The sequence below is a fragment of the Faecalimonas umbilicata genome (assembly GCF_042846195.1).
Taxonomy (GTDB): Bacteria; Bacillota; Clostridia; order Lachnospirales; family Lachnospiraceae; genus Faecalimonas; species Faecalimonas umbilicata.
On the sequence record NZ_AP031411.1, the window covers coordinates 50,830 to 63,654 of the forward strand.

The 12,825-nt window shown below is 41.8% G+C and carries 8 protein-coding genes; 7 read left to right on the top strand and 1 reads right to left on the bottom strand.

Going from position 1 to position 12,825, the window contains the following annotated elements; translation table 11 throughout:
* The first annotated feature begins 18 nt into the window (after positions 1 to 18).
* From ACGG81_RS00250 to ACGG81_RS00275, 6 genes are all read left to right on the top strand, one after another.
* Positions 19 to 810 (top strand): PP2C family serine/threonine-protein phosphatase, encoded by a 792-nt coding sequence (locus ACGG81_RS00250; RefSeq protein ID WP_117578235.1) that lies wholly within the window; start codon positions 19 to 21, stop codon positions 808 to 810.
* Between the two features lie 60 nt (positions 811 to 870).
* Positions 871 to 2,574 carry a serine/threonine-protein kinase gene (locus ACGG81_RS00255; RefSeq protein WP_116440933.1) on the top strand — a complete coding sequence of 568 codons (1,704 nt, stop codon included), beginning with the start codon at positions 871 to 873 and terminating at the stop codon, positions 2,572 to 2,574.
* Entirely contained in the window at positions 2,553 to 2,837 is a 285-nt protein-coding gene (locus tag ACGG81_RS00260; RefSeq protein ID WP_120092745.1) for a hypothetical protein, read from the top strand. The genes ACGG81_RS00255 and ACGG81_RS00260 overlap by 22 nt, the downstream gene beginning before the upstream one ends.
* Positions 2,834 to 7,924 (top strand): Ig-like domain-containing protein, encoded by a 5,091-nt coding sequence (locus ACGG81_RS00265; RefSeq protein WP_390108955.1) that lies wholly within the window; start codon positions 2,834 to 2,836, stop codon positions 7,922 to 7,924. The genes ACGG81_RS00260 and ACGG81_RS00265 overlap by 4 nt, the downstream gene beginning before the upstream one ends.
* 546 nt (positions 7,925 to 8,470) lie before the next feature.
* Positions 8,471 to 10,402, top strand: a complete 1,932-nt coding sequence (gene metG, locus ACGG81_RS00270; protein WP_390108957.1) for a methionine--tRNA ligase — start codon at positions 8,471 to 8,473, stop codon at positions 10,400 to 10,402.
* A 64-nt stretch (positions 10,403 to 10,466) separates the two neighbouring features.
* Positions 10,467 to 11,453, top strand: a complete 987-nt coding sequence (locus ACGG81_RS00275) for a diaminopimelate dehydrogenase (protein ID WP_270196610.1) — start codon at positions 10,467 to 10,469, stop codon at positions 11,451 to 11,453.
* A 150-nt stretch (positions 11,454 to 11,603) separates the two neighbouring features.
* On the opposite strand, the gene ACGG81_RS00280 is transcribed toward ACGG81_RS00275, so the two are convergent.
* Positions 11,604 to 11,894 (bottom strand): hypothetical protein, encoded by a 291-nt coding sequence (locus ACGG81_RS00280; protein ID WP_008977623.1) that lies wholly within the window; start codon positions 11,892 to 11,894, stop codon positions 11,604 to 11,606.
* Between the two features lie 159 nt (positions 11,895 to 12,053).
* Between ACGG81_RS00280 and ACGG81_RS00285 the strand changes: the two genes are divergently transcribed.
* Positions 12,054 to 12,815, top strand: a complete 762-nt coding sequence (locus tag ACGG81_RS00285; RefSeq protein ID WP_008977622.1) for a TatD family hydrolase — start codon at positions 12,054 to 12,056, stop codon at positions 12,813 to 12,815.
* Positions 12,816 to 12,825 lie beyond the last annotated feature (10 nt).

The following is a 12,825-nucleotide window of genomic DNA, read 5'->3' on the forward strand; positions in this document are numbered from 1 at the left end:
TAGAGAGGAGAAGGGTTTATGAAATTGTTGAGTGCGGTGTGCAGCGATAGAGGAATTAAAAAGAAGATCAATCAGGATTCTTTGCTAGTTCGGTCAGCAATGACAAAAGAAGGAGAAATCTTATTGGCGGCGGTCTGTGATGGAATGGGCGGACTGGAAAAAGGGGAAGTGGCAAGCGGAGAAGTGATCCGGGCGCTTGCAAGATGGTTTGAAGAAACACTTCCCTTACTTCTTTTTGGGGAGCAGGAGAAAAAGGGAGTGGGAGAAAGGAGAAAAAGAGAGATTGCGAAAAGTCTGGAAAGCTTGATACAGGAGGAAAACCAGATGATTTCTGTCTACGGAAAAGAAAAGAATCTTCTGCTTGGGACGACAGTTTCGGCAGTCCTGTTGATTGCCGGATGGTATTTGATCGTACATGTTGGAGATTCTCGTGTTTATGGGCTTACAGAAGACGTGCAGCAGCTGACAAAAGACCAGACTTATGTGCAGAGAGAAATTGATGCAGGAAGACTGACAAAAGAGCAGGCAAGACAACATCCCCGGAGAAATGTACTGTTGCAGTGCGTTGGAGTGCAGGAGAAAATTACTCCGGAATGGAAGTCGGGAGTATATTATCCGGGAATGGGATTTTTAATTTGCTCGGATGGATTTTGCAATCAATTGCTGGATGGAGAGCTTGAGGAAAGATTTTGCAGGAATTACTTGAGAGCAGAATGGGAGATGGAAGAAAACTTGAAAGAAGTTATGGAACAGAATAAAAGACGGATGGAGACGGATAATCTTTCCGCGATTTGGATTTCTGTTCAATAGGGCATCGGTAATAGGAGAGGGAGCAGCAAAGGTAAGAAAGAAATGGAAAGGAGGAGGCAGATGCTTGAGAACGGTATGATTGTAGATGGAAAATACAAAATTTTAAATAAAATCGGCAGGGGAGGGATGAGCACAGTTTACCTTGCAATGAATGAGAGAGCAAATCGACAGTGGGCGATCAAGGAAATTCAAAAGAAAGGGAATCGATATTATCGGACGATGCGGGAGGAACTTCTGGCAGAGACGGATATTCTCAAAAGACTGGATCATCCCAATCTTCCTAAGATTGCAGATGTTCTGGAATACAAAGATATATTTTTGATCGTGATGGACTACATCGAAGGAAGACCGCTCAGCCTGACATTGCAGGAGCAAGGGGCACAATCTCAGGAAGTGGTAGTTGCATGGGCAAAACAACTCTGTGATGTACTGGAATATCTGCATTCCCGAAAACCACCGATTATTTATCGAGATATGAAGCCTGCAAATATTATGCTGCGGCCAGATGGAAGAGTGATGCTGATTGATTTTGGAACTGCGAGGGAATATAAGGAAGAACATGTGGAGGATACAATCTGCCTTGGAACGGTTGGATATGCGGCGCCGGAACAGTTTGGGGGAAATGGGCAGACAGATGCAAGAACAGACATTTTTTGTCTGGGAAGGACCTTGTATCATCTTTTAACTGGTCATAACCCATGTATGCCACCCTATGAGATATATCCAATCCGGCATTGGAATCCACAGTTGTCTTCTGGATTAGAAGAAATTATTTGGAAGTGTGTACAAAATGATCCGCAGGAACGGTACCAGTCCTGCGCAGAATTATTGTATGCATTGGAACATTATAGGGAATTTGATGTTGAATGCAAGAGACAGCAGCAGAAGAAGTGGCGGATTTTTGTCTGTTCAGCAGTTTGTACATTGGCATTTGCAGCGGGGGCTGTGGGGTTTCGCTGCGCAGAAGAGAAGACAGTCAGGAACAGTTATGAGCGAGTGATGAAAGAAGCATCGTCTTCAGTGACAAGAGAAAAACAGATTGCGAATTATCGAAAAGCAATCGCATTGAATCCGAGAAAGGCAGATGCATATGAGTTGTTATTGGAAAAGGTATTCCTGACTGATGACAATTTCTCTCAGGAGGAAGCGGCGATGATGCTGGAAATTTTGCAGCAAAGAGGAATGAATAAAAAGGACTATTTAAGTGTTCTGGAGTCGGAGCAGAATGCATATGGGAAAGTAGCTTTTCGGATTGGGATAGCCTATTTCTACTATTACGAAGGAGAGGGAAATAAACAGTTATCCGGGAGGTGGTTTGTGGATGCCGCCAAGTCAGAGACGCTGGAAGAACATCAGAGAATGCGTGCAAAGATGCTGGGGAAAATTGCAGGATATTATGCACAATTAAATCGAAATGATCGGGCGGGGGACAGCAAGGTTACTTACCGGGAATACTGGGAAGATCTTACAGAATTGACAAAAGGAAATATCGTGGCGATTGATAATGAAAAAACTGCGCTTGTGATGTACCAGGAATTGGTGTATCAAATTGGTCAGAATGCAGATAAATTTTATGCAGAAGGAGTTAAAAGAGAAGAAATGAGCGAACAGCTTGAAAAAGTAAAAGAGAGGCTGCGGACAGATCTGACGATACAGAATAGAGGAGCGCAAAAGAAAATAGAGAAGAAAAAGGAGGAACTGGTAAAAAATATTTCATGGGCAGAAGAAGAGGTGAAGACAATATGTACGATCAGGAACAGATAATTCAGATATACCGTCAGGGCTTTTTCATCTGTGCAGGTTTATCTGTAGTTGGAGGAATCATGACAACGATATTTTTTTGGAAATTTGGGATTCGGAGAATCATCGCAGTACGCACAGGATATGAGGCGAGGAAAGAAATCAGAAGGATCGAAGAAGAAAATCGTAAAAAAGAAACAAAAACAAGTGATGTGTTTGTGTTGAAAAAGAATGTGATGATGGTTCATACGAATGAAGTGATAGAAAGGGACGGTGGAAGAAGTTGAGAGAATCTTGGGGAAGAGTCAGAAAATGGGTACAGATTATCATGATGCTTACAGGTCCGGTTGTGTTGGCGATAGCCCTGTGTAATGTTACCTCCGAGAAACTTTGGCAGGCGAGGGCGGAAGAAGTGCAGCAGATAAAAAAGGAGAAGGGATTAAATGGCGAAAATTCAGTCAGAAGGGCAGTCGCGCTTGAAAAAATTCAGTGGGAAAAGGCAGAGAAGGTCTATGATGGGAAAAGGGAAGCGGTGCTTACAGGATATTATCAGGAGAAAAAAGAAGAAAATAGAGTAACGGTCGAGGTGCAATTAGAGGGAAGCAATGTAAAAACTTACACGGAAGCGGTTATTCATAAAGTGATCAAACAGCCTCAAAATTATGAGCTGGCAGAGTGTGAGCAAAAGAAAATATCCGGTATTCATATGAAAGTCATTCCTAAAAATTTGTATTTGCAGGTAGAAGATCATTCTGTGGATTATGGAGTGACAATGGAAACCTTGGAAGTAGATCTGAGAAAACAGGGGAAAGTATTTATCAAGGAAGGTATCTTACAGGAAGATTTAGAGAAAGTAATGCTTCCAGAAGTAATTTTGCGGGATCCGTATCCGGAATTAAAAATTGGATCTTATGATAATTGTCTGATTCCGGAACTAAAAAGGGAAGATGGGAAACTTGCAAATCCTTTCGAAGGGGTTGTGCAGGGAAATTACTGTATGAAAGTGGCGCAGGAAGAAGATTATGGAACACTGGAGGTTCTTCCTCAGAAATTGGAAGAGGCAGAAGATGTGATTTCAGTGGAGCATAGAGCGGGGATATTTCAGAAGGAAGAAGGGAAGAATATATATGTCAGAGGAACTAGAGGGGATATCGGAGAACCGGTGAAAGTAAAATTGCATATCCGGGAAGAGTCATCTTTTGCACAGAGATATGACGAAGTGTGGGTGCGGATCAAAGAAGAGGGAGGAGTGTTTGTAAATGCCACGAAAGAAGGGATTGTTTTTGAAGAGCAGCAGGAGGGAGTGCAGCGAAGGACTGGAGAATGGTATTTAAAGGATAGCAGAGACGGTTCAGGGAAGACAGTCACAGAAGTGACGGATGGTCTTGTATTTGTCATTGACAGCGAAGCGCCGGAGGTTATTTTTCATAGATTATCCTTGGAAAAGAACAAGATTGGTGAGGAAGAACGGGGATTGAACTTTGGCACATATCAAAATACTTCTTATGCAGAGAAAGTTTCTGTCGAAGATCAGAACAGTCTGGATGAGAGAGGAAGCGGAGTTGACAGATGGTCTTATGCGGTCTGGAATGTGAAAAAAGATCAGAAACTTACAAAAAATCTTGTGGAGAAGCTAACCATATCAGGGGAGCTTCAGTGGAATCCAGTAGAAGAAGAGACCTGTGAGATTCTTATCGGTATAGAAAACCAAGGAAAAGTAAAAGAAGGAAATTATGTCCTACTTGTGCGGGTGGAAGATCAAGTGCAGAATCAAGCGGTGTTTTTGTCGGACGGAATAGTTGTGGATCTGAAACAACCAAAAGTGACTCTTAGGGGAATCGACTCAGAGAAATATTATACGGAAGATATTCCATTTTCGATTACCGTAGAAGATTTTCATTTGAAAAATCAAAAAATTACTTCCGGAATTAAAGAAATCTGTGTCGCATTGTCGTGTGATGGGACGGAATGCTTTTGCGAGACAGAACAGATTCGGGAGAATTTTCCGGAATCCGGCACTGAGGTGGAGAAGACATTACAGGAATTGCAGACAGAGGCAAAGGTTTCCAGAGAAAAAATAATACAAGCTTCCAGGCATAATAGTAATGATGTAAAACTTTCTGTGACGGTGTCCGACCATGCGGGAAATCAGACTGTGGCAGAAGAAAGGCTGAAAATTGATACAGTCGCGCCGCAAATTATAGTGGCTTACGATAATAATGACAAAAAAAACGGAAATTATTTTCAAGAAGAAAGAACAGCACAAATTTTATATCAGGATAAAAATTTTGAACAGAAAAATGTCACATTTGATGTAGGTGTCGGCAAAAAACAACAGAAAAATGTAAGGGTACAAGATTTGGAAAAAGAGTTTGGGATCCTGGCAGAGTGGAGAAGACAAGGGGGCAAAGAGGGAGAATGCCTATATTTGAAGTTTCAAAAAGAGCAGGAATACAGAATCAGACCGCATTGCAAAGACCGCGCAGGAAATGTGGAGCAAAGAGTGGACTATGGGGATTCTGAGGCTCCAGAGCAGTTTGTAATCGACACGACGGATCCTGTGGCAGAAATTCGATATTACTGCGATGGAGAGGAGATTCTTTTATCAGAGGAAGTTGGTCGGAGAAGCTTTACAGACAAAGCAATTGAGGTGAAGATTGTAATTTGTGAGCGGAATTTTTCTTTTCCGGAAACATTTTCAGAAGAACAGAGCCAAATGGAGCTTTCTGTAAAAGCAGAAGGAATGCAGGAAGGGGAATATCCTCAGGAAGTAGAGGGCGGATACTTCCAGCAGGCAGCAAAGAGGAAAAATTGGAAAAAGATAGATACAGATACATACACTGCAACATTTTTGTTTGAAAAAGATGCAAATTATATCGCAGAGTTTACGTATATGGATCTGGCAGGAAGGAAAGTCAGCATTGCTCCGAGAAGATTCACAGTGGATCAGACGGCTCCGAAAGGAGAAATTGTTGTGGATGGGCAGAAAAATTCAGCAGAATCATGGAGAGCTGTTTCTTTTAGTTTGTTCCAAAGAGATGCTTATCAGATTCAGATTACGGGAGAAGATGTTACAGCCGGGGTGGCTTCCGTAAAATATTACTGTTCGAAACGTCCGCTTTCGGAAGAAGATGTAAAGAATTTACCATCAAAAGAATGGGTGAAAGGAGATGCATTTGCAGTAAATCCGGACCAACAGTGTATCGTGTATGGAAAAGTGGAAGATCTGGCGGGAAATATCTGCTTTTTATACCCGATAAGTGGAATGATTACGGAATGCTCAGAGCCAAAGATCAAAATGACATTGGAAGGGGAAAAATTCGGTGGGGTTTATCGAGGAGATGTGACAGTAAAGATAGAAGCGGAAGATCCACAGGCAGGGGATACATATTCAGGAATTCAACAAGTTTTCTACCATGTGGCAGCAGAAGAAAATGTACAGGCAGATAAGGAGGAAATTTTATTTCAAAAAGAAGATCATCAGACACGAGGAAAGGCAAGATGGGAAGGAGCAGTTGTCATTCCGGCGGAGGTGTTCAACAGCAATGATGTGAGGGTTCAAGTAACGGTAAAGGATTTTGCCGGAAACGAGAAGACAGAGAACAAAGAAAAGATAGCAATAGACATCACACCGCCGATCCTTCACGTTCAATATGATGATCAGATGCCTGTAAACGGAAACTATTACAGGAAGGCACGGAAAGCGACCATCACTGTTCACGAGAGAAATTTTGATGAAAAGACTTTGAAAATTCAGGCAGGCAGTTTGGAAGGAAGGCAACCGATCAGTGGGGAATGGACCAGGCAGGAAGGCGGAAAAAATACGGATCAGGATACATATGTATGTACAATGCTATTTCGGGAAGATGGGGTATACAAGCTTTCGCTTAATTGCACAGACAAGGCGGGAAACCAGACTATATATGAAAATGATGATGTGTTTGTGATTGATCAGACTGCTCCTGTTATCCGGGTTTCGTATCAGGAACAGACGGAAAGGACAAAGGGATATTATCATAAACCTCGGACTGCAGTGATCTCGATTCAGGAGAAAAATTTCCGACCGGAAGATGTAGCGATCAAAATCACAGCAGTTCTTGATGGGGAGGAGCAAAAGGCGCCGGAAATAGGGATGTTTACATCAGAGGGAGTAGACAGTGAAACATCTTCCCAAAATAGAGAAAGAGAAGCAGTACACCGTGCAACCATTTTATATGACAAAGATGGGACATATACATTTAATGTTTCTTACACAGATCTTGCGGGAAATATGGCAAAAGAGTATCCGGAAGATCGATTTACCATTGATCGGACAAGTCCGTCTGTAGAAATCTTTGGAGTGGAGAACAAGTCTGCAAATAATGATATAGTTGCACCTCAGATTCGTTATCAGGACAGAAACTACGAAGAGAAGGATGTCAAAATCGAATTAACGGGATACCATCGCGGGAAACTTCCGATAGAGGGACAGAAGACGGAAATCGTAAACGGGCAGTATATAAAACTACCGGATTTTGAACGGACGAAGGAGAAGGACGACTTGTATACACTGACAGTTCAAGTGACGGATCGGGCAGGCAATGTGACAAAAAAGTCAATTACATTTTCGGTAAATCGATTTGGCTCTGTCTATACATTAAGTGACAACACAAGAAAACTTCTGCAAAAGCATTATACAAAACAGCCGCAGGAAATTGAAGTGACGGAAATCAATATAGATACATTGCAGATGAAGGAGATCAGTTATGGAAGAGATGGAGAAGTTGTCAGACTGCAAAAGGGGAAAGACTATGCGGTGGAAAAAAACGAACCCGAGCAGGGATGGAAAACATACACTTATAAGATTGGCAGACACAATTTTCAGAAAGAAGGAAATTATACGGTAACACTTTCCTCAAAAGACCGGGCAGAAAATAGAGAGAACAATAAGATCAAGGGAGAAGAAATCAATTTTGTTGTAGATCAGACAGCGCCGACAGTGGTTGTTACCGGAATAGAGAATTATGGGAAGTATAAAGAGTCCTCGAAAAAAATGACGATTTATATGGAAGATAATTTTGCGGCAGAGGCAGTGGAAGTGTCTGTTCATGGTGAGAGAAAAATAAAAAAAAGATACGATGCCGAGAGATTGAAACGGCAGGGAGGAAGGGCAGAAGTTGTCCTTAGACAGGAGAATAGGTGGAAAACGGTTCACGTATCCGGTGTGGATGCGGCAGGAAACCGATCGGAGGAAAAAGTGTTTCAAATTCTGGTCACACCGGATAGAAAGATTCAGTTTTTCTATAATCTTCCATCCATTGTGGGAGTTGCTTTGATGATGCATCCATTGCTCTGCGGAGTAATCTTTTTCATCAGAAAGCAGAGAAGAAAGTAGACAAGAAGAAAAGATTTTAAAGCAGACCAGAAAAATTCGGAAAGAGGAAGTTCCCAAACTTGACATTCCAAAATCCGTATGTTACGATTTCTACATATTTTTAATTTGAAAAAGAAAACGCGTTGACGAAAAGAGTAAGTTGGGGGAAACTTTACAGAGAAGTTCTGATTCATATGGAAATGTGTGGAATGTGACTTGGACACAGACAGATACAAAGAGATATGAGATGCTGAGAGGAACAAGTGGAATCTGACTGAAGATGGCTTCCGAGCGGTGTATGATACTTTCTGTTGTCTATTCGGTCTAATCTAGAAGAGAATACGAAAGAAAAGTGTGATACAAAGGGATTCGCCCTTTACAGCGAGGAGTGCAGGGCACTCGGTAAGGTTCGCGCTGTGAAGAGCGGATAAATAGAAGTGGTACCACGGGAATCTCTCGTCTTCTCTTTTGAGGAGGCGAGTTTTTTGTTTCAAGAAAAACGATGAAATAAAAAACTCTCCGGGTGAGATCCTTTTTGAAGATGCTGCTTTTGAGTGGAAAATCTAAATGCGTATATTCAAAAAAAGAGGAGGATACAAAATGGATAAGAAAAAATTTTATATGACAACAGCGATTGCTTATACATCAGGCAAACCACACATTGGAAATACTTATGAGTTTGTACTTGCTGATGCAATCGCAAGATACAAAAGAAGTCAGGGGTATGATGTATTTTTCCAGACAGGAACTGACGAACATGGACAGAAGATTGAACTGAAGGCTCAGGAAGCTGGAGTGACACCGAAAGAATTTGTAGACGGTGTGGCTGCACAGGTAAAAGAGATTGCAGATCTGATGAATACATCTTATGATAAATTTATTCGTACGACAGATGAATATCATGAGAAACAAGTTCAGAAAATCTTTAAAAAGCTGTATGAGCAGGGAGATATTTACAAAGGATATTATGAAGGAATGTACTGTACACCGTGTGAGGCATTCTTTACAGAATCACAACTGGTTGATGGAAAATGTCCGGACTGTGGGCGTGAAGTACAGCCAGCAAAGGAAGAGGCATATTTCTTCAAGATGAGTAAATATGCGGACAGGCTGATTGAACATATCAATGCACATCCGGAATTTATTCAGCCGGTGTCCCGTAAAAATGAGATGATGAATAACTTCTTGCTTCCGGGACTTCAAGATCTCTGTGTTTCAAGAACTTCTTTTACATGGGGAATACCGGTAGATTTTGATCCAAAGCATGTTGTCTATGTATGGTTAGATGCGCTTACAAACTACATCACAGGAATTGGGTATGACTGTGATGGAGAGAACAGTGAGCAGTTTAAGAAAGACTGGCCGGCAGATCTTCACTTGATCGGAAAGGATATTATCCGCTTCCATACAATTTACTGGCCAATCTTTTTGATGGCGCTGGATCTTCCACTTCCGAAGCAAGTGTTTGGACATCCGTGGCTGCTTCAGGGCGATGGAAAGATGAGTAAATCAAAAGGAAATGTCATCTATGCAGATGAGCTTGTAAATATGTTCGGAGTTGATGCAGTCCGCTATTTTGTTCTGCACGAGATGCCATTTGACAATGACGGTGTCATCACATGGGAACTGATGGTAGAGCGTATGAATTCTGACCTTGCAAATACACTTGGAAATCTTGTGAATCGTACGATCTCCATGACAAATAAATATTTCGGGGGAATCGTTACAGATAAGGGAATTACAGAAGAGGTAGATGCAGAGTTAAAAGCAGTTGTAGAGCGCACACCGGGAGCAGTAGATGAGAAGATGGACAAACTCCGGGTAGCAGATGCGATCACAGAGATATTCAACCTGTTCAAACGCTGCAATAAGTATATTGATGAGACAATGCCTTGGGCGCTTGCAAAAGAAGAGGACAAAAAGGACCGTCTGGAAACAGTGCTTTACAATCTGATTACAAGTATCTCAAAGGGGGCAGAATTATTAAGCTCATTTATGCCGGAGACATCTGAAAAGATTCTTGCTCAACTAAATGGAGGTCATGTAACAGACAAGCCGGAGATTCTATTCCAGAGACTTGATATGGAAGAGGTCATGAAGAAGGTAGAAGAATTACATCCACCAGTAGAAGAAAAGGCAGAGGAAGAGTCTGTAATTGACATTGAACCGAAAGAAGAAATCACATTTGAAGAATTTGGAAAGATGCAGTTCCAAGTCGGTGAGATTATTGCCTGCGAAGCGGTAAAAAAATCAAAGAAACTGCTTTGTTCACAAGTAAAGGTGGGAAGTCAAGTAAAACAGATCGTATCAGGAATTAAGGCACATTACACACCAGAAGAGATGGTAGGGAAAAAAGTAATGGTGCTTGTGAATTTAAAACCGGCGAAACTGGCAGGTGTTTTATCAGAGGGAATGCTTCTCTGTGCAGAAGATGCAGAAGGAAATCTTGCATTAATGACACCGGAAAAAGAGATGCCGGCGGGGGCAGAAATCTGTTAAGACTCTGCCCTACAGCCTGCAATAAAGTAACAAACAGATTATTACGAGAAAGAAGGAGAACACAATGAGTAAAATCAGAATTGGTATTGTTGGATATGGAAACATTGGACGCGGTGTAGAACTTGCAGTCGAGAGAAATGAAGATATGGAACTTGTTGCGGTAGTGACACGCCGTGATCCAAAAAGCGTTCAGATTCTGACGGAAGGTGTAAAGAAAGTACATTTTGATGATATTCTTACACTGAAAGGTGAAGTCGATGTGATGATCCTCTGCGGAGGTTCTGCGACAGATCTTCCAGTGATGGGACCAGAAATTGCAAAACACTTCAATATGATCGACAGTTTTGATACACATGCAAAGATTCCAGAGTATTTTGCAGATGTAGATACAGCGGCAAACGAAGGGAAAAAAGTAGGAATCATCTCTGTGGGCTGGGATCCGGGAATGTTCTCCCTGAACCGTATTTATGCAGAATCAATCCTCGTACAAGGAAGCACTTATACCTTCTGGGGAAAGGGAGTCAGCCAGGGACACTCTGATGCAATCCGCCGTATTGAAGGGGTGAAGAATGCAATCCAGTATACTGTTCCAATTGAGGAGGCAGTGGAGAGAGTCAGAAGTGGAAGTGAGCCAGAACTTTCCACAAGAGAAAAACATCTTCGTGAGTGCTATGTCGTGGCAGAGGAAGGTGCAGATAAGGCACTGATTGAGAAGACCATCAAAGAAATGCCGAATTATTTTGCAGATTATGATACAACCGTTACTTTTGTATCGGAAGAGGAATTAAAAGCAGAACACAGCAAAATGCCGCACGGCGGTTTTGTGATCCGCACTGGAGAGACTGGAAGAGAAGGAAACAAGCATGTAATTGAATACTCTTTAAAACTGGACTCTAATCCGGAATTTACTTCTAGTGTCTTAGTTGCATATGCCCGTGCTGCATACAGACTTGCAAACAACGGTGACTGCGGTGCAAAGACAGTATTTGATATTGCACCAGGCTTATTGTCTATGAAATCAGCAGAACAGCTGAGAAAAGAAATTCTGTAAAAAGAAAAAAAGATAAGAGTTCAAGCGTAGTGAGAACGAGAAAAGCAGGTATTGCAAGAGGGTCCGTGTCATATTACCTCTTGGCAGTACCTGCTTTTTATAAAAGTCTTCTCGATTTTGTTTTCAACAGGAAGAAACGAACAGTTTCGATTAACTTAACTGTACTTCTTTTGCTTCTTCAGGTTTGAAGTCGTTTGCAAGATCGTAGATATTGTGACCAGTAGATTCACTCAATACGCGTCCTTCTAAAGAATAGCAGCGGATGAATCTCTTATTATCGATGCTTGACCAGTGTTCTACGTCCCATGTCAGATATCCGTCTGCATCTGTCTTCTTTTCATTTAAAATCAGATCTACCTGACGTCCATTTACCATAATGTCAACAAGTTCTTTTTCAGTAGCTTCCAGTTCTACTTTATTTACTGTGTCGTAAACTTTCATTTTGAAGTTCCTCCTCTTTTTTGATATATAGACAAGTATAATCTTTTTTATAGATAAATTCAAACCTTTTATAGAAGAAAGGATCGGAAAAGTTGAATTTACAAGGATTTTCACTTATAATACAAGGACAGAAGCAAAATCCGAAAGGGGTTAGTATAGATGATTTTTGAGACACATGCACATTATGATGATGAGCAGTTTGATGAGGACAGAGAACAGCTTCTTGCCGGACTGCAGGAGGCAGGAATAGAGACAGTTGTAAATGTCGGTGCAACATTGGAGGGATGCCTTTCCACGATCAGACTTGCAGAGCAATATCCATTTATCTATGCGGCAGTCGGTGTACATCCTGACGAAGTCGGCACATTGGATGAGGAAAAATTTTCATGGCTGAAAGAAAAGCTGTCCCATGAGAAGGTTGTGGCTGTCGGTGAGATTGGTCTTGATTATTACTGGGATCAGGAATCACATGAAGTTCAGAAAAAATGGTTTCTCCGTCAGCTGGAGGCTGCAAGGGAGGCGGGACTTCCGGTGATCATCCACAGCAGGGAAGCCGCAGCCGATACCTTGGAGATGATGAAAGAATATGGGCAGGATCTTAAGGGGATTATCCACTGTTATTCGTATTCTGTTGAGCATGCAAGAGAGTATGTAAAGATGGGGTATCTGCTAGGAATCGGTGGGGTTGTCACATTTAAAAATGCCAGAAAACTCAAGGAGGTTGTGGAAGAGATTCCACTGGAAGCGCTTGTTTTGGAAACGGATTGCCCGTATCTTGCACCGGTTCCGAACAGAGGAAAGAGAAATTCTTCCCTGAATCTTCCTTTGATCGCGGAAGAAATTGCGGCGATCAAACAGATCAGCTGTGAAGAGGTGATTACACAGACGAGAGAAAATGCAAGGAAACTATTTGGAGTATAGGAGAAAATAT